Genomic DNA, 19,849 nt, shown 5'->3' on the forward strand with positions numbered 1-19,849 from the left:
ATGAGACTCAATGAGATGTCATGCACCGCGCAAATGGTGTCCCGGAAGGGAATCGAACCCCTGACCCCAGGTTTAGGAAACCTGTGCTCTATCCTGCTGAGCTACCGGGACACGCCCCTTCCTTTTACTGACGCTCGCCCCGCTACGGAAGGGGCAACGGGCGACGGGCTGTGGTCAGGCCGGGAAAAGCAACGCAACGCAAGGTGATGGCCCACGGCTTTTTTACCGGAGGCCGGGCGGGTAAACTGTCCTTATTCCTTTTGGTTCAAACCGAGCAAATGCCGTTTTTCGCGTGTGCCCCATGGTCCAGATTGCGCGCGGCCCCGCCGCCACCCCGGCGCTCACGTCATCGTGGGCAAGCGGTCGGCCACGGGAAAACGGCTGCGGAGCGGAAGCGCGGGCAGGCGAGGCGAAAATCGGCCTCGGCCTCGCTCCCGCCACGATGACAGGCACTCTCGCGCACATACGCGCAAGACGATCGAGGCTTTGCGCGCAAGGAGACGCGGCGGTGAGGCAGTGGGGGACGAGGACCGGCAGGACCGGCGGCGCGCGTAGCGCACGCGCCGTGCTGCTGGCCGCCTGCGCCCTCGCTTTGTCCAGCTGCGCCAATCTCGACATGGACGCCATGCCCGTCTCCGAGGCGCGCATCCAGCCCGCCGCGCTGCGCTCGTCCGACATGGACATGATGACGCCCGCCCAGCGCCGCGAGCATGAACGGCTGGTGGCGAGCTATGGCGGGGCCTATGACGACCCCGAGCTGAAGGCGCTCATCCAGCAAGTGGTGGAGCGCCTCGTGGCTGCCTCCGAGCGGCCGGACCTGAAATACCGGGTCACGGTGCTCAATTCCGCCGCCATCAACGCCTTCGCACTGCCGGACGGTTCGCTCTATGTGACGCGCGGCCTGCTGGCGCTCGCCAACGACACGTCGGAACTCTCCTCCGTCCTCTCCCACGAGATGGCGCACGTCATCGCCCGCCACGCCTCCATTCGCGAGGACCAGGTGAAGCAGGCGGTTCTGGTGAGCCGGGTCATCTCCGATGTGGTGAACGACCCCGACCTCGGCGCGCTGGCCATGCAGAAGTCGCGCATGTCGCTCGCCAGTTTCTCCCGCGGCCAGGAGCTGGAAGCGGACGCCATCGGCGTGGGCATCGCGGCGCGCGCGGGCTTCGACCCCTATGGCGCCTCCCGCTTCCTCACGGACATGGGCCGCCAGTCGGCGCTCAAGAACGCCTCGGTGGGCGGGATGTCCTCCACCACGCCCGACATGGACTTCCTGTCCAGCCATCCGGCGACGCCGGAGCGCATTTCCATCGCCATCGCCAATGCCCGGCAATATTCCGTTGCCTCCGGCGCCGGCACGTCCAGCGGGGAGAAGGACCGCAACGCCTATCTCTCGGCCATTGACGGCATGGTCTATGGCGACGACCCGAAGGAAGGCTTCGTGCGGGGGCGCAAGTTCTTCCACCCCAAGCTGGGCTTCACCTTCCTGGCGCCCGAAGGCTTCACGCTGGAAAACACCTCCCAGGCCGTGCTGGGTGCCAACGGCTCGGGCACCGAAGCGCTGCGGCTCGACGCGGTGCGCGTCTCCGGCGACCAGTCGCTCGGCCAGTATCTCGCCTCCGGCTGGATCGACGGGGTGGAGGTGAATTCGGTGGAGAGCCTCAGCGTGAACGGCTTTTCCGCCGCCACCGCCGTGGCGCGGGGCGAGCAATGGTCGTTCCGCATGTTCGCCATCCGCTTCGGCTCGGACGTGTACCGCCTGATCTTCGCCGCCCGCAACCTGACGCCGGAGCTGGACAAGCAGTTCCGCGCCGCCGCCGAGACCTTCCGCCGGGTCTCCAGCGACGAGGCGGATTCGGTGAAGCCGCTGCGCCTGCGCACTGTTTCCGTGGGCCTCGGCGACACGGTGGAGAAGATGGCGGGCCGCATGCAGGTGCCCGACCGGCCGCTGGAGCGCTTCCTCATTCTCAACGGCCTCGACCGGGATTCGAAGCTGAAATACGGCGAGAAGCTCAAGATCGTCGCCGAATAAGACCGCTCCGCCGGGCTGGCCGGCCGCGCGTCAAGAAAATGGTTACCATCATCGCTTAGCGTAGCCACCAGCAGATATTGATCTGAATATCTGCTGGTTTTGGACGCTTTTCCGTCCCCTTTGGCGGAAATCCTCCTCGACCAAGACAGCAACGCGCAGCTTGGGCATCCGAACCGGATGCCTCGGACAATATCCCCCTGCCCCGTAGACCGGGACAGGGCAGGTCCCGTGCGTGCCGTTTTGGAGGAAGTCTTGGGCCGGTCTCCGGCCCACGAGCGTTCGATACCTCTCGTTACTGGTCGCGTCAGGCGTAAGGGGACCCATGAGCAGCATCACCGCACAGGCCGCCCGGCTCCCCGTCGCCGATTTCGATGCGGAGCCCGCGCCGCGCCTCAGCCTGCGCCTCGCCGGCGCGCTCCTGGGCGTGGGCGGCATCGTGGCGGCGGCGCTGCAGTCCGCCGGCTTCATTCCCCATCCCGGACTGGAAATGTCCTTCGTCCGCGCGGTGGAGCAGGATCTCGGCCCCGCCATCTTCGGGCCCATGGCTGAACCCGCGCCGCCCGTCGCGCCCGCCGCTCCTCCCCGCCAGTCGCTCTCGCAGGCGGCCCCGCAGGCCGCGCCGCAAATGGGCGAAACGCGCGTCAATGCCGGCTGGGCCTTCGCGCCCATCGGCGGCAGCGCGCCCTTCACCCTCACCATGTCGGTGCCGGAAGAGGTGGTCATTTCCGAGCACCCGGCGCGCACCCGCATGGTGCCGCTGCCGCCCGCCAATCCCCTGCTGGCCTTGGAGAGCGCCGCGCCGGTGCCCCCGGTGGTGGCGACCCCGCCGGTTCCGGCCCGCAACCCTCTGCTGGGCGTGGAGCGCAAGCTGGCAAGCCTGCCGCCCACCGATGACGATCGCGACCTGAAGCCCGCTCCGGTACCGCGCGGTTCCAACGTGCAGTTGCCCGGCCCCAGCGACCGCTACGCCATCTATGACATCACCGCCAAGACCGTCTACATGCCCAGCGGCGAGCGCCTGGAAGCCCATTCCGGCTACGGCTCCATGTTCGACGACCCGCGCCATGTGGCCCGGAAGATGCGCGGCCCGACGCCCCCCAACGTCTATAACCTGACCATGCGCGAGGCCTTGTTCCACGGGGTGGAAGCCATCCGCATGAACCCCACGGACCAGGGCAAGATGTTCGGCCGGGACGGCATTCTCGCCCATTCCTACATGCTGGGACCGCGCGGGGATTCCAATGGCTGCGTCTCGTTCGCGGACTATCCCCGCTTCCTCGCCGCCTTCAAGCGGGGCGAGGTGAAGCAGATTGTCGTGGTGGCGAAGCTGGAAAACAGCCCGGCGGCCAACCCACTTCTGTCCTGGCTGATGCCGCGCTGAGGCAGACACGACGTAAAAACCCGGCGCCCCACAGGGACGCCGGGTAAAGATGCTTCAGGCTGGTCATAGGACGTACACCGGACCGAAGCCCGCCGCAGGATGGCGGCAACATGCGCGCCCGTATGCGCTTTCGGCGCAGCATATGTGCCGCGTCACAGCGGCCCCGGGCCACGTCTGATTTCAAATGAAATCCGGAACGGCGGAAAACGCGCGCGCCAACCGGGGCTTACGCCCCGGCCGCAGGCTCACTGCTTGCGCGTCGTTTCCTCGCGCATGGCCGCTTCGTGATACCAGCTGTCGCACACCACCGGCGCTGTCGCCGCGATGTCCGGCTTCCCCTGCCGGGCCACACGCACTCCCGCGCGGCCACCCTTGGGGAACACATAGATCTTGGCGCCTTCGCCTCCGATATTGGCAGTCATTTGATGCCTCGTCTTTCCCGGATCGGCGCGAGCGCCTTTCCCATGACAACACCTTAGCAGAAGTCGAAACGTGAATGCACAACAATTAGATCAAATTTGCGCAAAATGATTAAACTTTGTGCACGCCTAAATTAATTTCTATGCACTTGCTTCTTGAAATGCAGGATCCCTTATTGGCGAATATTGCACCGCGGCGAGGACTGCGCTGCTGAAGAAATGTCCAGTGGCGCTTTTTTGTTCCTTCGCGTGTCGTGTATCCCAACCGCAACCGCGCGCCCTGTCACGAAACCTGCATACAAGGCGACCCGCAAGAACTTGAGCCACCGTCACTTTTTCCGCTCCGGCCCCGGCTCGCAGCGAAATGGCGCCTCTCTGGCACGGACCGTGCTTCTCTCTGTCGCGATCGTTGGCGACCGTGCTCGCCCTCGATGGAGCCTCACCCTGACACCGCGCCAGCGGACCAGGGGTGGTGCCTCATCCGTTCACGAGAGAGTGGCAATGACGAAGTATAAGCTCGAGTATATCTGGCTCGACGGGTACAAGCCGGTTCCCAACCTGCGTGGCAAGACGCAGATCAAGGAATTCGATCACTTCCCCACCCTTGCCGAGCTGCCCCTGTGGGGCTTCGACGGCTCTTCCACGCAGCAGGCCGAAGGCCATAGCTCCGACTGCGTGCTGAAGCCCGTGGCTGTTTATCCGGACCCGGCCCGCAAGGACGGCGCGCTGGTGATGTGCGAAGTGATGATGCCCGATGGCGTCACCCCGCACTCCACCAACAGCCGCGCCACCATCCTGGACGATGCCGACACCTGGTTCGGCTTCGAGCAGGAATACTTCTTCTACAAGGACGGCCGTCCGCTGGGCTTCCCCGAGCACGGCTATCCCGCTCCGCAGGGCCCCTATTACACCGGCGTCGGCTTCAAGAATGTCGGCGACGTGGCCCGCGAGATCGTGGAAGAGCACCTTGAGCTGTGCCTCGACGCCGGCATCAACCACGAAGGCATCAACGCGGAAGTCGCGAAGGGCCAGTGGGAGTTCCAGATTTTCGGCAAGGGCTCCAAGAAGGCGGCCGACGAGATCTGGATCGCGCGCTACCTGCTGCTCCGTCTCACCGAGAAGTATGGCGTGGACATCGAGTTCCACTGCAAGCCGCTCGGCGACACCGACTGGAACGGCTCGGGCATGCACTGCAACTTCTCCACGAAGCACATGCGCGAAGTGGGCGGCAAGGCCTATTTCGAGGCGCTGATGGCTGCTTTCGACAAGAACTGGAAAGAGCACATCGACGTCTACGGTCCGGACAACCACCTGCGCCTGACCGGCAAGCACGAGACGGCGCCGTGGAACAAGTTCAGCTATGGCATCGCCGATCGCGGCGCGTCCATCCGCGTTCCGCACTCCTTCGTGAAGAACGACTATAAGGGCTATCTTGAGGATCGCCGCCCCAACTCCCAGGGCTGCCCCTACCAGATCGCGTCCCAGGTCCTGAAGACCATCGCGGAAGTTCCGACCAGCGGCAGCGCCACCGTCGCCGCCTGATCGCGGACACGTCACTGTTCAACGAAGCCGGCGCGGGCCCTGCCTGCGCCGGTTTTGTTTTGGACTGAATGTAGGAATTTATTCTAGGAATCTTATCCGACACCCCTCCAAACGGCCTTACCCTATCCGGCGGCGCAACAGCCGGAGGATGGAGAGGTGCGATACGACGGATATGAGGAGCTGGACCTCGAGCTACTGGAACTGAGGGCCGATTGGGCTGAACTGGCGCTGGAACTCGTCCTGCTGAAGCAGGCGGTCCGGGCAAAGGCCAATTTCAACCCAAATCAACCCCGCGTGCCCGCCGGCCACGAAGATGGTGGCAGCTGGACCGATGGCAATTACGGACCGCCGACACGGTCCGGCCCTCGCCGTGTGGCACCGAAACCACCACCGCTTCCCGCAGCGACCAAGCCGTCGCCCGAGGCGCACCTTCCACCCCAAGACGGCACAGGCAAACCCGCCCCTGCCTGGGACGGACCCGCGCGGGTCCGTCCCACATTCGACGTGGCCCTCCCGGTTTTAAAGGAACCGGGCCTGCCGCCGCATATCCTGGCGTCCGCGCCCAAGGTCCCGGAGCAGCGGCCCCCGACGCCACAGGAGCGCTTCCGCACCGTCCGCGCGGTCGCCTTCTGGGCGTCAAAGGTAACCCTGCAAAGCGGCGGCAATCCTCGCGCCATTGCGCTACGCCTCTTGGCAGAAGGCGCCCATTGGCTCGTCCAAGAATATTGGCCCTATGTCAGTGAGTATCTCGAACCGCCCAAATCCCTGGCGCAATTGCGGGCCGACGTCCGCGCCCCTCGACCGGGAACGGAGGTCCATCACATCGTCGAGCAAACCAGTGCGATCCGGGCGGGGTATAGTCGCGATCTCGTGCACCATCCTGACAATCTGGTGCGGATTTCGACACTACGCCATTGGGCTATCTCGGCTTGGTATCAGATCCGCCATGAACGCTTCGAGAATATCACGCCCCGCGACTATCTAAGAGATAAGCCCTGGCACGTTAGATATGAAATTGGCCTTGAAGCCCTTCAAGAACACGGGATACTTGCGCGATGAAACGAAAACTCGCTCAACTAACCGACACAGCGCTGCGTGACCTCTTCGAGGCCCTGTGCATCGAACGAGGTCAAAAGTGGAACCCGGAAAATGTACGTCCATATAATAAATTATACTTAGAGATTGTGGACGTTGCGGAGGAGTTGAAGCGACGGCCGGGCGATGCACGTCACCTGCTCATTCCCCTTCTGAAACACGAAGACTGGCACGTCCGGCTCAAGGCAGGGACAAACACCTATGCCCTCACTCCCCAAGAGGCCCGGGAGGCATTGCAATGGCTGAGGGAAACACGGCTCGAGCCATTTGGCGCAGAAGCGGGCATGTTCCTTTCGGGCATCGACCGTGGGGAGTTCACCCCGAGGTGAGCTGAAGACACGCCCAAACAGCCTTTTCGAGAGGATAATCGATGTGCCCGGACCGTAGATCTAAATTTACTGTTCGGGTACACTCCCCTACGTTTTAGGAGTACTCCCTCCACCCGATTGGAATCGCGCGCACTTTCTGAGATTTAAGCCATGAAGCAAAATTTTTCACGCTTAACAGAAATTGAACTGCGCGATCTCTTCGAGGCCCTATGCATCGAGCAAGGTACAAAGTGGAATCCCGAGGGTCTACGCCGATATAGAAAGCTTTATTTTGAGATAAAGGCGGTGACCTGAGCCGCATTTCTCCTCCGGTTTATGGGAGAGTCCGCAGGTTGATTTGTGGCCTCAGGCGGCCACGGTTTCCAGTGTGAGTGTTGCGGCGAACTCGGCGGGGGATCGGTTGCCGAGCGCCGAATGGGGTCGGTTCAGGTTGTAGTCCTCCTTCCATGAGCTGATGGTGGCGCGCGCCTGCGCCAGGTTCGAGAACAGGGTCTCATTCAGGCACTCGTCCCGGAACCGGCCGTTGAAGCTCTCCACGAAGCCGTTCTGCATGGGCTTGCCGGGAGCGATGTAGTGCCATTCGACGCCGGTCTGCTGGCACCATTTGAGAATTGCCATCGAAGTCAGCTCCGTGCCGTTGTCGGAAACGATGGTTGCAGGCCTGCCTCGAATGGCGAGCAGCGCATCCAGCTCACGCGTCACCCGAAGGCCGGACAGCGAGGTGTCGGCGACCAGCGCCAGGCATTCCCGGCTGAAGTCGTCGACCACGGCCAGCACCCGGAAGCGCCGGCCGTCGGTGAAGGCATCCGACACGAAGTCGAGGCTCCAGCGGACATTGATCCGATCCGGGACCAGCATGGGCCGCCGTGTGCCGAGCGCCCGCTTGCGCCCTCCGCGCCGGCGCACCTGGAGCTTCTCCTCCCGGTAGAGCCGGCGCAGCTTCTTGTGGTTCATGACGATGCCCTGGCGCCTCAGCATGACGTGGATCCGCCGGTAGCCGAACCGGCGGCGCTCGCCGGCCACGGCTCTCATAGCCTCGCGCAAGCCGGCATCGTCGGGACGGACGCTCCGATAGCGCATGCTGGTGCGATCGACGCTCAAGGCCTTGCACGCCCGACGCTGGCTCACCCCGTGCGCGGCACAGGCGTGGGCCACGGCTTTACGCCTCGCATCGGGCGTCACCATTTTTTTGAAGCAACATCCTTCAGGATGGCGTTGTCCAGCATCTGCTCGGCGAGCAGCTTCTTCAGGCGGGCGTTCTCTTCCTCGAGCGCCTTCAGCCGGCGGGCATCGGACACCTCCATCCCGCCGTACCTCGCCTTGAACTTGTAGAAGGTGGCCGAGGAGATGCCGTGCTTGCGGCAGACGTCCGCCGTCTTCGCGCCCGCCTCCTGCTCCTTCAGCATCCCGATGATCTGCTCCTCAGTGAACCGTGAGGCTCGCATCGTCCGTCTCCGTGATCGACGGACTCTACCCAAATCTGGAGGAGGTTCTGGGGCTCAGGTCAATCCCGTTGATCACCCGGCGGTCATCCACCCGAGCGACACCCCGCACCTTATTCGGCAGCAGTGGCGCGATGATCCTCCATTCCTCATCGGTCAACTCGTGGCGGCGCATCTCTTAAGCTCCGTGGGGCAGGAGCTTGAATCACGACAGCCACGAGGACGCAAATTTATGGGGCCACAGCCTAACGCACGAAGACTGGCAAGTCCGCCTGAAGGCGGGAATACACACCTATGCAATCGCTCCGGAAGAGGCCCGCAAAGCATTGCAATGGCTACGGGAAACACGCATCGCACCGTTTTGCGGGGAAGGAGGCTTCTTTCTCTCGGGTATCGATCGCGGAGAATATACTCCAACCTAAACCCAAGACGCGCTCAAACAGCTTTCACTGAAGACTGTTCAGCTTGCCCGAACCGTAGATTTAAATCTATCGCTCGGGCACACTCCTCTAATATTGAGGGGCGCTCCCTCCACCAAATTGGAATCTCGCGCACTTTCTGAGGCTTACGCCATGAAGCGCAATCTTTCACGCTTAACGGAAGTGGAGCTACGCGATCTCTTCGAAGCCCTGTGCATCGAGCGGGGTGAGAAGTGGGACGTGGAGAATGTGCGCCCTTATAATAAGTTATACTTGGAGATAGTAGACGTCGCAGCGGAGATGAAGCGACGGCCGGGCGATGCACGTCACCTGCTCATTCCCCTCTTGAAACACGAAGACTGGCAAGTTCGGCTCAAGGCGGGAACAAACACCTATGCTATCGCTCCCCAGGAGGCCCGGGAAGCATTGCAATGGCTGAGTAACACCATGGTCTCACCAATTGGCCCGGAAGCAGGCTTTTTTCTCTTTTGGATCGACCGTGGGGAGTTCATTCCCACCTGAGCCGAAGACACGCCGAAGCCGTCTCGGGTGACGCCGCGCCCCTACCCGCACGTCCAGTTCAGGCCGCGCACCACATGCACCGCCCTTACATAAGCCTCACGCCCACTCGCCCCTGCGGAACACCGGCACCCGGCGGCCGTCGGCATGGACGCCATCAATGTCCACTTCGCCGGAGCCGATCATCCAGTCGATGTGGATCAGGCTCTTATTGCCGCCCTGGGCCGCGATCTGGTCGGGGGTGAGGTTCGCCCCGTCCACGAAGCATTTGGAATAGCACTGGCCCAGCGCGATGTGGCAGGCGGCATTCTCGTCGAACAGCGTGTTGTAGAAGAGCAGCCCGCTGGCCGAGATGGGCGAGGAATGGGGCACGAGCGCCACCTCGCCCAGGCGCCGCGATCCCTCGTCCGTGTCCAGCACCTTGTTCAGCACCGCCTCGCCCTTGGCCGCCTGCGCCTCCACGATGCGCCCGCCCTCGAAGCGCACGCTGATCTCGTCGATGAGCGTGCCCTGGTAGGAGAGCGGCTTGGTGGAGGACACACGCCCCTCCACACGCAAGGCATGGGGGGTGGTGAAGACTTCCTCGGTGGGAATGTTGGCGTTGCAGACGATGCCGTTCTTCGCCTCCGATGCGCCGCCCTGCCATTCATGGCCGTCCGCGAGTCCCACCGTCAGGTCCGTGCCCGGGCCGGTGAAGTGGAGCGCGTGGAAACGGTGGTCGTTGAGCCATGCGGTGCGCGCCCGCAGCGCGGCATTATGGGCATCCCAGGCCGCCACCGGGTCCACCGCATTCACCCGCGAGGCGGCGAAGATGGCCTCCGCGAGCTTCGCCACCGCAACGTCCTCCGCATCGTCCGGGAAGACCAGCTTCGCCCAGGCCGGGCTGGGATAGGCGACGATGGTCCAGTTGATGTCGAAGGCGGCGATCTTCTCCAGCGCCGGCTGGTAGGCGATGGAATTGGCCTTGTTGGCGCGGGCCACCTTGGCCGGGTCCTCGCCCGACAGCAGCATGGGATTGTCACCCACGATGGCGAGGCGCGCCGTATTGGCCGAAAAGGCCTTGGCCACCCCGTCATAGAGCCAGGACGGCGCCCGCTCGAAGCTGGCCTCCTCGGCATTCTGGAAGCGGGCCAGCGTCACCTGCTCGTCGGAGAGGATGGGGGTCAGCAGCCCCGCGCCCGCCTTGTAGGCCTGCACCGCGATGCGCCGCACCAGCGGCAGGGCCGAGACCGGCGCGGTGAGGAACACGTCCTGGCCGGGACGCAGCGCAAGGCCCACCTTCACGGCGACTTCGGCGAGCCGGTCCAGCTTCACGGGATCGACGGGCACGGGCGGGCGGGGCTGGTGGACGGTCATGGCGGGGTGCTCGGGAACAAGTTGATCCTCCTGTGAACATAGGCCGATCCCGCCGATCCGCCAGCGCCCGCCGCCCTTCCCGCAGCGCAGCATCCTCTTTTCCCGGCGGACGCGGGCATGACGGGATGCGCGAAACGGTGCGCGCCCTTGCAATTGCGTCATTTCTCCACTAAGTCAGCCCTGTCCGAGACAGCGCCCCACAAGGCGGAAGTCATCCGGGCGGGCCGGGAGCGCGGGATACGTGCTCCTCGATCTTCAGGAGGCAGCCCGCCTTGGCTTTCGTCGGCGCCGGATCCGACACCACAATCCCAGCTTCATTCCGCGCGGCCTTGCGCCGGCCCATCGGCTTTGCCGATGGCGGCCCGGGTGTCATCCGGGCTTCCGTGCGGAGTGAGGCGTCTTGCAACCCAAGACGCCGGCGCCGACACCTTGGAGACTAGATGTCCCCCGAAACGACCCGTGAAGATTTTGCGGCCCTGCTCGACGAGAGCTTCGGCCGCGCTGATGTCAATGAAGGCGCCGTGGTGCGCGGCATTGTGGTCGCCATCGAGAAGGATCTGGCGATCATCGACATCGGTCTGAAGACCGAGGGCCGCGTGGCCCTGCGCGAGTTCGCCGGCCCCGGCCGCGAAAGCACCATCACTGTCGGCGACGAGGTCGAGGTCTATCTCGAGCGCGTCGAGAACGCCATGGGCGAAGCCGTCCTCTCGCGCGACAAGGCGCGCCGCGAGGAGAGCTGGGTCAAGCTCGAGAAGGCGTTCAATGCCGGCGAGAAGGTCACCGGCGTGATCTTCAACCAGGTGAAGGGCGGCTTCACCGTCGATCTCGACGGCGCCGTGGCCTTCCTCCCCCGCTCGCAGGTGGACATTCGTCCCATCCGCGACGTCGGCCCGCTGATGCACAATCAGCAGCCCTTCCAGATCCTCAAGATGGATCGTCGCCGCGGCAATATCGTCGTGTCGCGCCGCACCGTCCTGGAAGAGACCCGCGCCGAGCAGCGCCACGAGCTGGTCCAGAACCTCGAAGAGGGTCAGGCCATCGAGGGCGTGGTCAAGAACATCACCGATTACGGTGCGTTCGTTGACCTGGGCGGCATCGACGGCCTGCTGCATGTCACCGACATTGCGTGGCGCCGCGTGAACCACCCCACCGAAGTGCTGAATATCGGCCAGACGGTGAAGGTGAAGATCATCAAGATCAATCACGAGACGCACCGCATCTCGCTCGGCATGAAGCAGCTCCTGGGCGATCCCTGGGAAGGCATCGAGGCCAAGTATCCGGTGGAGGCCCGCTTCAAGGGTCGCGTCACCAACATCACCGACTACGGCGCCTTCGTGGAGCTGGAGCCCGGCATCGAAGGCCTCATCCACGTCTCCGAGATGTCGTGGACCAAGAAGAACGTCCACCCCGGCAAGATCGTCTCCACCTCCCAGGAAGTGGAAGTGCAGGTCCTCGAGGTGGATCCCGCCAAGCGCCGCATCTCGCTCGGTCTCAAGCAGACCCTCCAGAACCCCTGGGAGGCCTTCGCCGAGAAGTATGCCCCCGGCGCGGTGGTGGAAGGCGAGGTCAAGAACAAGACCGAGTTCGGCCTGTTCCTCGGCCTCGACGGCGATGTGGACGGCATGGTCCATCTCTCCGACCTGGACTGGAACCGCCCCGGCGAGCAGGTGATCGACGAGTTCCGCAAGGGCGACGTCATCAAGGCCGTGGTGCTCGACGTGGACGTCGAGAAGGAGCGCATCTCGCTGGGCATCAAGCAGCTCGCGGGTGACCCCTTCGCCGACGCCGGCGAAGTGAAGAAGGGCGCGATCGTCACTTGCGAAGTGACGGACGTGAAGGACGGCGGCATCGAGGTGAAGCTCACCGGTACCGACCTCTCCACCTTCATCAAGCGTTCCGAGCTCGCTCGCGACCGCAACGACCAGCGCCCCGAGCGCTTCTCCGTCGGCGAGAAGCTGGACGCCCGCGTCACCCTGTTCGACCGCAAGGCGCGCAAGGTGCAGGTGTCCGTCAAGGCGATGGAGATCGCCGAGGAGAAGGAAGCCGTGGCCCAGTACGGGTCGCAGGATTCCGGCGCTTCTCTGGGCGACATCCTGGGCGCGGCGCTCAAGCAGCGTGCCAAGGACGGCGACGAAGAAGAGTGATCCGAGGGGCCTTGTGCCCCAAGGTTGCACCGAACGGGAAAGGCCGGCCTCGCGCCGGCCTTTTTCATTTCGCGCTTCATTGCGCTGTCACGGGCCCTCACCCATGCTGCGGGGCCCGCCGCCGGGCGGGCTTCAGGCCGCTCCGAAAGCCATGAAGCCGTCCGGCGTATTGCCTGACCGCGTTTCCGTCCCGCGCGCCACCGCACGCGCCGCTCGGAAACGCTTCATTTCCGGAGCGCCCCGCATGCGCCGCGCCATCGCCCTCGGTCTTTTCCTGCTGCCGTTGGCGGCTCCCCTGTGGGGCGCGAGCGCGCAAGTTCCCACCACCATCCCCCCCGTGGTGGACCAGCCGGACATACAGACGAACGATCAGAGGATCCTGCCGAAGATCGAGGCCGAGATGGCCCGCGGCATGAAGATGTTCGATGTGCCCGGCGTTGCCATTGGCATCGTCCACCAGGACAAGCTCATCTATGCCAAGGGCTTCGGCACCCGCACCAAGGGCGGCGCGCCGGTGGACCCGCGCACGATGTTCCAGATCGGCTCCACCACCAAGGCGTTCCTGTCCACCACCCTTGCCATGGCCGTGGACAAGGATGTGCTGAACTGGGACGACCGGGTGGTGATCCTCGACCCGTCCTTCCAACTGGCGGATCCCGTCACCACCCGCGAGTTCCGGGTGTTCGACCTCACCGCCCAACGCTCGGGCCTGCCGCCCTATGTGAATGACGTGATGACCATCCTCGGCTATCCCGAGGACCGGCTGATCCACTCGCTGCGCTATGCCGATCCGGTGGCGAGCTTCCGCACCACCTTCACCTACACCAACATCACCCATCTGGCGGCGGGCCGCATGCTCGCCCATCTGAGCCGCGAGCCCAGCTGGAATGCGCTGGTGGAGAAACAGATTCTCACGCCGCTCGGCATGAAGGAGACCACGGCGACCGCCGAGGCCATCCGCGCCGCGCCCAACCATGCGGAAGGCCATCGCTGGACCCCCAAGGGGTCCGTGCAGATCCCCTTCGATTCCTTCTTCCCCTATGCGCTGGGCCCGGCGGGCAACCTCAATTCCAATGTGGAGGACATGGCCCGCTGGCTGCGCCTGCAGATCGCGGACGGCGAATTCGAGGGCAAGACGCTGGTCTCCCGGGCCAATCTGCTGACCACGCGGATGGCCAAGGTGGGCATGACCGAAACCATTTCCTATGGCGAAGGCTGGGTCATCAGCCAGACCCCGCGCGGACGTGTGATCTGGCACAATGGCGGCACCAGCGGCTTCAGCGCCCATGTGGGCTTCCTGCCGGATTACGGGGTCGGCATCGTGGTGCTGGCCAATCTCCAGAACCAGGGCTTTCCCGATGCCCTGGCCATGACGGCCTATGACCTCATCCTGGAAAATCCCCCGACCGACCACCTCTCCACCGCCCTCGACAAGGCAAAGGCGGACGCGGAGCAGAACGCGGCCGCCTTCGTGCGCCCCGAACAGCCCACCGCGACGCCCGACCTTGCGCGGCTCGCCGGCCCCTATGAGAGCGCCGTGCTGGGCCCGGCCACCCTCGCGGTCGAAGGCGGGCGCGCGGTCCTGACCCTCGCGGACACCAGCGCGCGGATCGCCCTGGAGCCGTTCGACGGCGCCGTGTTCATCGCGCGGTTGCTGCCCGATGGCCGGTTCCGGTCGGTCATGGAGATGGCCGGTCACGAGCCCATGGGCTTCCTCGCCTTCGCGCCCGATTCCAACGGGAAGCTGACGCGGCTCGACTGGCTTTATACCGAGGGTCAGACCTACAGCTTCCAGCGCCGGTAACGGGAGCCGGCGAGACGGCGGGGTGCGAATGCTTCATCCCGCCGCTTGCAATGAGGGGAGCCCCCGTCTTTAGTGGCCGGCGCGGGGCAACGGAGAGCCGGAATGTCGTTGGACGTGGACCAGATCGTGGATCGCCGCCGCCTGCGCAGCAAGCTCACCTTCTGGCGTGTGGTCGGGGTGCTCGCTCTGGTTCTGGCCATCGGCGGCGGCGCCTATGCCGCGCTGGGCCGTCCGTTCAATGAAAGCTCGCCCCATGTGGCCCGTATCGTCATCGGCGGTCTCATCCGCAATGACCGTGAGCGGGTGGAGATGATCGAGAGGGTGGGCCGCTCCAACGCTGCCGCCGTGCTCCTTTCCATCGACAGCCCCGGCGGCACGGTCACCGGCTCCGAGCAGCTTTACGATGCCCTGCGCCGCCTCGCCGAGAAGAAGCCGGTGGTGGCCGTGGTGGAAGGCGTCGGCGCCTCCGGGGCCTATATCGCCGCCATGGGCGCGGACCATATCATCGCGCGCCGCAACGCCATCGTGGGCTCGGTGGGCGTGATCTTCCAATATCCCAACGTCACGGAACTGCTGAAGACCGTGGGCGTGACGGTGGAGGACATCAAGTCCAGCCCGCTCAAGGCCTCGCCCAACCCCTACCAGCCCACGTCCCCGGCGGCGCGGGCCGCCATCGATAGCCTGGTGGTGGACAGCTACGACTGGTTCAAGGGGCTGGTGGCGGATCGGCGGCGCATGTCTTCGGACAAGTTGGCCTCGGCCACGGACGGGCGCGTCTTCACCGGCCACCAGGCGCTGGAACTGCAATTGGTGGACGAGGTGGGCGACGAGCGCACCGCCCGCGCGTGGCTCGCCCGCGAGAAGGGTGTGCCGGAGCGCCTGCGCACCCGCACCTGGCCCGCGCCGGGTGTCGCCAACGAGTTCGGATGGCTGCGCGGCAGCGTGGAAAGTGCATTCGGCGCCGTGGGCCTCGCCTCCCTCGCCCCGCTCGTCGCCCGGCTTGCGGGCGATGCGCTGGAGCGCACCCAGCTTGACGGCCTGCTGGCCCTCTGGCACCCTTGATTCACACGATGAAAATCCCGCCAGCACAAGCTTTTCCGCCGCCCTCCGGACGCTCCGGTCCGGCCGCGCAGAGCCAGGGTGGACGCCGGGGCAAGGACCTTCTCAGAGGCTCTTGGGGCAGAGGCTCTTGGGGCAGAGGCTCTTGGGGCAGGGGCCGGAAAACGGAACAGGGCACGCTATGATCAAGTCTGAACTGGTCCAGAAGATCGCCGACGCCAACCCGCACCTCTACCAGCGGGACGTGGAGAATATCGTCAACGCCATCCTGGAGCAGGTCGTGTCCGCCCTGGCGCGCGGCGACCGGGTGGAACTGCGCGGCTTCGGCGCCTTTTCCGTGAAGAAGCGCGAGGCCCGCACCGGGCGCAACCCGCGCACCGGCAAGCAGGTGGACGTGAGCGAGAAGGCGGTCCCCTATTTCAAGACCGGCAAGGAGATGCGCGAGCGTCTCAACGGCCAAGCGTGAGTGGCGACGTGAAACGTGTCCTGTCTGTCGTAATCGGCCTGCCCCTGTGCGTCATCGTGGTGGCGCTGGCGGTGGCGAACCGCCGCGCGGTCCCCCTCTCCCTCGACCCGTTCAGCCCGGACACATCCGCCCTCACCGTGCATGTGCCGCTGTTCGTCATCATCTTCGTCGCGCTGATCCTCGGCGTGGTGGCGGGCGGCTCGGTCTCCTGGCTGGGGCAGGGGCGCTTCCGCCGCGAGGCGCGGCGCGTCCGCAAGATCGTGCCTGCACCGGAAGCCTCCGTGCGCGCACCCGGCCTTCCCGCTCCCGTCCGTCGCGGCTGAGGCCGTCGCGGCCTTCACAGGCGCCCCTGCGATCAGTGGCCGGGCCGGAGGGACGTGCTTCCGGGCGCGGCTTCGGATGCAGTCAACCGCTCCCGCTCGGTATCGAACCGCTCAATGATGAGCTTCGCCACCAGCGTCAGCAGCGCCACCGCCGCCAGGATGGTGGCGGCCGCGAAGGCCGCCGTCGCCTGGGCGTCCTGGTAGAGCAGCTCGATCTGCAGCGGCAAGGTGGAGGTCTGCCCCCGGATATTGCCCGACACCACCGACACCGCGCCGAACTCGCCCATGACGCGGGCGTTGCACAGCGCGGCCCCGTAGAGCAGCGCGAAGCGCACATTGGGCAGCGTGACCGTGCGCAGGATGCGCCACCCGGAGGCACCGAGCGTCACCGCCGCCTCCTCCTCCTCCCGGCCTTGCGCCATCATGAGCGGGATGATTTCCCGCGCGACGAAGGGCGAGGTGACGAACAGGCTCGCCAGCACGATGCCGGGGACGGCGAACATGATCTTGATGTCATAGGCCTGCAGGACCGGCCCCAGCAGCCCCTGCGCCCCATAGACGAACAGATAGGCCACGCCCGCCACGATGGGCGAGATGGAGAAGGGCAGCTCGATCAGCGCCAGCAGCAGGCCGCGTCCGGGAAAGGTGAACTTGGTCACCGTCCAGGCGGCTGCGATGCCGAACCCCACATTCACGGGCACGCAGATGAGCGCGGTGAACAAGGTGAGCCACACCGCATGGAGCGTGTCCGGCCGCAAAAGGCTCTGGCCATAGACCGCGAGGCCCCGTGACAGGGCCTGGGAGAAGATGACCGCCAGCGGCGCCAGCACCGCGAAGGCGGTGATCAGCAGCACCGTGCCGAGCAACACCCGCCGCGTAGCAGCGCCGTCCCCTACCCGCCTGCGTCCGGGCTCGGCCATGGCTCAGTCCTCCCGGATCGCGCGGCGCTGGTGCCACGCCTGGATGAGGTTCACGGTCAGCAGCATGAGAAAGGCGAAGCCCAGCATGGTGGCCGCGATGGCCGCAGCGGCGGCGTAATCATATTCCTCCAGCCGGATGAAGGTGAGCAACGCCACGATCTCCGTGCGGAAGGGCTGGTTGCCCGCGATGAACACCACCGCCCCGAACTCGCCCAGCGACCGGGCGAAGGCCAGCGAGGCGCCCGCCAGGAAGGCGGGGAAGATGGCGGGCATGATGACCGTGCAGAACACCCGCAACTCCGAGGCACCAAGCGTGGTGGCCGCCTCCTCCAGGTCCGCGCTCAGGTCTTCGAGCACCGGCTGGACGGTGCGCACCACGAACGGGATGGAGGTGAAGGCCATGGCGCACACGATGCCCGCAGGCGCATAGGCCACCTGGATGCCCCAGGCCTCCAGCGGGGCGCCGAACCAGCCGTTCTTCGCGAACAAGGCGGTGAGGGCGAGGCCCGCCACGGCGGTGGGCAGGGCGAAGGGCACGTCCACCAGCGTGTCCAGGAAGCGCCGGCCGGGAAACTCGTAGCGCACCAGCACCCAGGCCAGCATGAGTCCGTAGAGCGCGTTGAACACCGTCGCCACGGCGGCCGCGCCGATGGTGATCTGGAACGAGGCCAGCGTGCGCGGCGAGGTGATGATGGTGATGTATCGCGCGAAGCCCACGTCGGCCGCCTGCAGGATCAGGGCGGCGATGGGCAGGAGCACGATGAGGCCGAGATAGGTCAGCGTGATGCCGAGCGACAGGCGGAAGCCCGGTATGACGCTGAACATGGGGCTGGCCCTCTCGGATCACGCGGCGCGGGGCCGGGGTCGAGCGGCGTATATGACGGCGTCCCGGGCTTTTGTCGAGCGCCGGGACCGCCCGGTCGGGCTCAGTAGCCCGGCAGGTAGAAGCGGTCTGGCAGCGGATAGCGGCCGGGCACGAAGCCATTCTCGCCCGCACCATAAGTGGGGAAGAAGTAGCTGGAGGGCAGGGCATAGTCCAAATAGGACTTGGAACCCGGCTTCACGACCGTACCAGCATCCAGCGGCGAACGCTTGGTGATGTCGATGACGATGCGCTTCTTGGGCTGGGTGCTGGACGAGGAGCCGGTCTGGGCTTCGGCCACGCCGACGGCCGCGAGGCTCAAGGCGGCGGCGAGGGTGAGAAGCGGCGCGAAACGCATGGAATCCTCCCAGGGAAGCGTCCTGTTGCGACGCCCCATTGAACCGAACCGATTCCGGTTACGTCACAAACGCAGTCTAGGCAAGGAACGGCTGCAGGTCGAGGGCGGTTCCCGACGCAAGGGCATGCCGCAGCGATCATCGCGACCCATGGCAAATCAAGGGTTTCCCGAAAATGCTCCCGCGCGGCGCCGGTCCTTGGCCTGGCGGGAGGTGGCGCAGCGTGTCGGGCGCGCCACACTGCGCGGGCAGGCCAGCGCGCCTTGACGTTGCGCCCTAGGCCGCAAAGGCATAAAAGCTCGGTCTTCCGGCACCTTGCCGGCTGCTAGTGAAGGTCTGTCATGGGTTACAAGATCGCCGTTGCCGGCGCCACGGGGAACGTGGGCCGGGAGATCCTGTCGATCCTCGACGAGCGGGGCTTCCCCGCCGACGAGGTTGTCGCGCTCGCCTCGCGCCGCTCCATGGGCGTCGAGGTCTCCTACGGCGACAAAACCCTGAAGGTGAAGGACCTCGCCACCTACGACTTTTCCGACACCGACATCTGCCTCATGTCTGCGGGCGGCTCCGTGTCCAAGGAATATTCGCCGAAGATCGGCGCGCAGGGCTGCGTTGTCATCGACAATTCCTCGCAGTGGCGCACGGATCCCGATGTTCCGCTGATCGTTCCGGAAGTGAATGCCGACGCCATCGTCGGCTTCAAGAAGAAGAACATCATCGCCAACCCGAACTGCTCCACGGCGCAGCTCGTGGTGGCGCTGAAGCCGCTGCATGACGCGGCGACCATCACGCGGGTGGTGGTCTCCACCTACCAGTCCGTTTCCGGCGCCGGCAAGGACGCCATGGACGAGCTGTTCAGCCAGACCCGCGCGGTGTTCGTCTCCGATCCGGTGGAGCCGAAGATCTTCCCCAAGCGCATCGCCTTCAACCTGATCCCCCAGATCGACGTGTTCATGGAGGACGGGTTCACGAAGGAAGAGTGGAAGATGGTGGTCGAGACCAAGAAGATCCTCGACCCGAAGATCAAGCTCACCGCCACCTGCGTGCGCGTGCCGGTCTTCGTCTCCCATTCCGAGAGCGTGAACGTGGAGTTCGAGAAGCCCCTGTCGGCCGAGGAAGCCCGCAAGATCCTGCGGGCGGCCCCGGGCATCCTGGTGGTGGATACGCGCGAGCCGGGCGGCTACGCCACGCCCCACGAGGCGGCGGGCGAGGACGCGACCTATATTTCGCGCCTGCGCGACGACCCGACCGTGGACAACGGCATCGCCTTCTGGTGCGTGTCGGACAATCTGCGCAAGGGCGCGGCGCTGAACGCGGTGCAGATCGCGGAAGTGCTGGTGAACCGCAAGCTCATCACCTCGCGCCGCAAGGCCGCCTGAGGCGG

Annotated in this window: 19 protein-coding genes, 1 tRNA gene and 1 pseudogene; 13 read left to right on the forward strand and 8 right to left on the reverse strand. The window is 65.3% G+C overall.

The features are described from left to right. Positions 1-34: 34 nt before the first annotated feature. A tRNA-Arg gene (locus EJJ38_RS17860) sits at positions 35-111 on the reverse strand. A 514-nt stretch (positions 112-625) separates the two neighbouring features. On the opposite strand from EJJ38_RS17860, the gene EJJ38_RS17865 reads away from it, so the two are divergent. Together EJJ38_RS17865 and EJJ38_RS17870 are read left to right on the forward strand one after the other, a co-directional pair. Beyond that, positions 626-2,032: a M48 family metalloprotease gene (locus EJJ38_RS17865; RefSeq protein WP_245454319.1), complete on the forward strand. Its 1,407-nt coding sequence runs from the start codon at positions 626-628 to the stop codon at positions 2,030-2,032. 322 nt (positions 2,033-2,354) lie between these two features. Then, the gene (locus tag EJJ38_RS17870) at positions 2,355-3,413 is read left to right on the forward strand and encodes a DUF2778 domain-containing protein (protein WP_127091693.1); all 1,059 of its coding nucleotides are present in this window, start codon (positions 2,355-2,357) and stop codon (positions 3,411-3,413) included. Between the two features lie 245 nt (positions 3,414-3,658). On the opposite strand, the gene EJJ38_RS17875 is transcribed toward EJJ38_RS17870, so the two are convergent. Continuing rightward, entirely contained in the window at positions 3,659-3,835 is a 177-nt protein-coding gene (locus tag EJJ38_RS17875) for a DUF2735 domain-containing protein (RefSeq protein WP_127091694.1), read from the reverse strand. 498 nt (positions 3,836-4,333) lie between these two features. Between EJJ38_RS17875 and EJJ38_RS17880 the strand changes: the two genes are divergently transcribed. The 3 genes from EJJ38_RS17880 (at position 4,334) to EJJ38_RS17890 (ending at position 6,798) form a co-directional block, all read left to right on the forward strand. Continuing rightward, complete coding sequence (locus EJJ38_RS17880) at positions 4,334-5,374, forward strand: glutamine synthetase beta-grasp domain-containing protein (protein ID WP_127091696.1); 1,041 nt, start codon at positions 4,334-4,336, stop codon at positions 5,372-5,374. A gap of 156 nt (positions 5,375-5,530) precedes the next feature. After that, positions 5,531-6,433, forward strand: coding sequence for a hypothetical protein (locus EJJ38_RS17885; RefSeq protein ID WP_127091698.1), 903 nt, complete (start codon positions 5,531-5,533; stop codon positions 6,431-6,433). Further along, positions 6,430-6,798, forward strand: coding sequence for a DUF2019 domain-containing protein (locus EJJ38_RS17890; protein WP_127091699.1), 369 nt, complete (start codon positions 6,430-6,432; stop codon positions 6,796-6,798). Before EJJ38_RS17885 ends, EJJ38_RS17890 begins: the two co-directional genes overlap by 4 nt. Before the next feature lie 345 nt (positions 6,799-7,143). On the opposite strand, the gene EJJ38_RS17895 is transcribed toward EJJ38_RS17890, so the two are convergent. Next, positions 7,144-8,243 (reverse strand): IS3 family transposase gene (locus EJJ38_RS17895; protein ID WP_127091701.1). Its coding sequence is split into 2 segments (ribosomal slippage): positions 7,144-7,991 and positions 7,991-8,243, totalling 1,101 coding nucleotides; the frame shifts between segments, so codons are not numbered across the junction. A 61-nt stretch (positions 8,244-8,304) separates the two neighbouring features. Further along, positions 8,305-8,415, reverse strand: a pseudogene (locus EJJ38_RS17900) (IS5/IS1182 family transposase); the annotation flags it as partial. 25 nt (positions 8,416-8,440) lie between these two features. On the opposite strand from EJJ38_RS17900, the gene EJJ38_RS20920 reads away from it, so the two are divergent. After that, positions 8,441-8,662: a DUF2019 domain-containing protein gene (locus EJJ38_RS20920; protein WP_127091703.1), complete on the forward strand. Its 222-nt coding sequence runs from the start codon at positions 8,441-8,443 to the stop codon at positions 8,660-8,662. 150 nt (positions 8,663-8,812) lie between these two features. Then, a complete protein-coding gene (locus tag EJJ38_RS17910; RefSeq protein WP_127091705.1) occupies positions 8,813-9,181 on the forward strand; it encodes a DUF2019 domain-containing protein in 369 nt (122 codons plus the stop codon). Between the two features lie 96 nt (positions 9,182-9,277). Here the strand turns inward: EJJ38_RS17910 and EJJ38_RS17915 are convergent, their stop codons facing one another. Next, the gene (locus tag EJJ38_RS17915; protein WP_127091707.1) at positions 9,278-10,534 is read right to left on the reverse strand and encodes an aminopeptidase; all 1,257 of its coding nucleotides are present in this window, start codon (positions 10,532-10,534) and stop codon (positions 9,278-9,280) included. Positions 10,535-10,974: 440 nt separating this feature from the next. Between EJJ38_RS17915 and rpsA the strand changes: the two genes are divergently transcribed. From rpsA to EJJ38_RS17940, 5 genes are all read left to right on the forward strand, one after another. Further along, positions 10,975-12,678, forward strand: a complete 1,704-nt coding sequence (gene rpsA / locus EJJ38_RS17920) for a 30S ribosomal protein S1 (RefSeq protein WP_127091709.1) — start codon at positions 10,975-10,977, stop codon at positions 12,676-12,678. Between the two features lie 244 nt (positions 12,679-12,922). Beyond that, on the forward strand, positions 12,923-14,482 hold the full coding sequence (locus EJJ38_RS17925; RefSeq protein WP_164738560.1) for a serine hydrolase: 1,560 nt from the start codon (positions 12,923-12,925) through the stop codon (positions 14,480-14,482). 102 nt (positions 14,483-14,584) lie between these two features. After that, on the forward strand, positions 14,585-15,544 hold the full coding sequence (gene sppA / locus EJJ38_RS17930; RefSeq protein ID WP_127091713.1) for a signal peptide peptidase SppA: 960 nt from the start codon (positions 14,585-14,587) through the stop codon (positions 15,542-15,544). Between the two features lie 178 nt (positions 15,545-15,722). Then, entirely contained in the window at positions 15,723-16,007 is a 285-nt protein-coding gene (gene ihfB, locus EJJ38_RS17935) for an integration host factor subunit beta (RefSeq protein WP_127091715.1), read from the forward strand. An 8-nt stretch (positions 16,008-16,015) separates the two neighbouring features. Next, positions 16,016-16,330, forward strand: coding sequence for a lipopolysaccharide assembly protein LapA domain-containing protein (locus EJJ38_RS17940; RefSeq protein WP_127091717.1), 315 nt, complete (start codon positions 16,016-16,018; stop codon positions 16,328-16,330). Between the two features lie 32 nt (positions 16,331-16,362). Here EJJ38_RS17940 and cysW read toward each other — a convergent pair whose 3' ends face one another. The 3 genes from cysW to EJJ38_RS17955 form a co-directional block, all read right to left on the reverse strand. After that, entirely contained in the window at positions 16,363-17,250 is an 888-nt protein-coding gene (gene cysW / locus EJJ38_RS17945) for a sulfate ABC transporter permease subunit CysW (protein ID WP_127091719.1), read from the reverse strand. A 3-nt stretch (positions 17,251-17,253) separates the two neighbouring features. Continuing rightward, a complete protein-coding gene (cysT, locus tag EJJ38_RS17950; RefSeq protein WP_127091720.1) occupies positions 17,254-18,075 on the reverse strand; it encodes a sulfate ABC transporter permease subunit CysT in 822 nt (273 codons plus the stop codon). A 101-nt stretch (positions 18,076-18,176) separates the two neighbouring features. Continuing rightward, positions 18,177-18,470, reverse strand: coding sequence for a hypothetical protein (locus EJJ38_RS17955; RefSeq protein ID WP_127091722.1), 294 nt, complete (start codon positions 18,468-18,470; stop codon positions 18,177-18,179). 339 nt (positions 18,471-18,809) lie between these two features. Between EJJ38_RS17955 and EJJ38_RS17960 the strand changes: the two genes are divergently transcribed. Next, a complete protein-coding gene (locus EJJ38_RS17960) occupies positions 18,810-19,844 on the forward strand; it encodes an aspartate-semialdehyde dehydrogenase (protein WP_127091724.1) in 1,035 nt (344 codons plus the stop codon). Positions 19,845-19,849 lie beyond the last annotated feature (5 nt).

The sequence above is a fragment of the Aquabacter cavernae genome (genome assembly GCF_003993795.1).
Taxonomy (GTDB): domain Bacteria; phylum Pseudomonadota; class Alphaproteobacteria; order Rhizobiales; family Xanthobacteraceae; genus Aquabacter; species Aquabacter cavernae.

Bases quoted from the DNA above. Each gene is read 5' to 3' on its own strand.
- sppA (WP_127091713.1), top strand. From the start codon at position 14,585: ATGTCGTTGGACGTGGACCAGATCGTGGATCGCCGCCGCCTGCGCAGC.
- EJJ38_RS17880 (WP_127091696.1), top strand. From the start codon at position 4,334: ATGACGAAGTATAAGCTCGAGTATATCTGGCTCGACGGGTACAAGCCG.
- EJJ38_RS17915 (WP_127091707.1), bottom strand. From the start codon at position 10,534: ATGACCGTCCACCAGCCCCGCCCGCCCGTGCCCGTCGATCCCGTGAAG.
- EJJ38_RS17910 (WP_127091705.1), top strand. From the start codon at position 8,813: ATGAAGCGCAATCTTTCACGCTTAACGGAAGTGGAGCTACGCGATCTC.
- EJJ38_RS17925 (WP_164738560.1), top strand. From the start codon at position 12,923: ATGCGCCGCGCCATCGCCCTCGGTCTTTTCCTGCTGCCGTTGGCGGCT.
- EJJ38_RS17955 (WP_127091722.1), bottom strand. From the start codon at position 18,470: ATGCGTTTCGCGCCGCTTCTCACCCTCGCCGCCGCCTTGAGCCTCGCG.
- EJJ38_RS17890 (WP_127091699.1), top strand. From the start codon at position 6,430: ATGAAACGAAAACTCGCTCAACTAACCGACACAGCGCTGCGTGACCTC.
- cysT (WP_127091720.1), bottom strand. From the start codon at position 18,075: ATGTTCAGCGTCATACCGGGCTTCCGCCTGTCGCTCGGCATCACGCTG.
- ihfB (WP_127091715.1), top strand. From the start codon at position 15,723: ATGATCAAGTCTGAACTGGTCCAGAAGATCGCCGACGCCAACCCGCAC.
- EJJ38_RS17875 (WP_127091694.1), bottom strand. From the start codon at position 3,835: ATGACTGCCAATATCGGAGGCGAAGGCGCCAAGATCTATGTGTTCCCC.
- rpsA (WP_127091709.1), top strand. From the start codon at position 10,975: ATGTCCCCCGAAACGACCCGTGAAGATTTTGCGGCCCTGCTCGACGAG.
- EJJ38_RS17865 (WP_245454319.1), top strand. From the start codon at position 626: ATGCCCGTCTCCGAGGCGCGCATCCAGCCCGCCGCGCTGCGCTCGTCC.
- cysW (WP_127091719.1), bottom strand. From the start codon at position 17,250: ATGGCCGAGCCCGGACGCAGGCGGGTAGGGGACGGCGCTGCTACGCGG.
- EJJ38_RS17870 (WP_127091693.1), top strand. From the start codon at position 2,355: ATGAGCAGCATCACCGCACAGGCCGCCCGGCTCCCCGTCGCCGATTTC.
- EJJ38_RS17960 (WP_127091724.1), top strand. From the start codon at position 18,810: ATGGGTTACAAGATCGCCGTTGCCGGCGCCACGGGGAACGTGGGCCGG.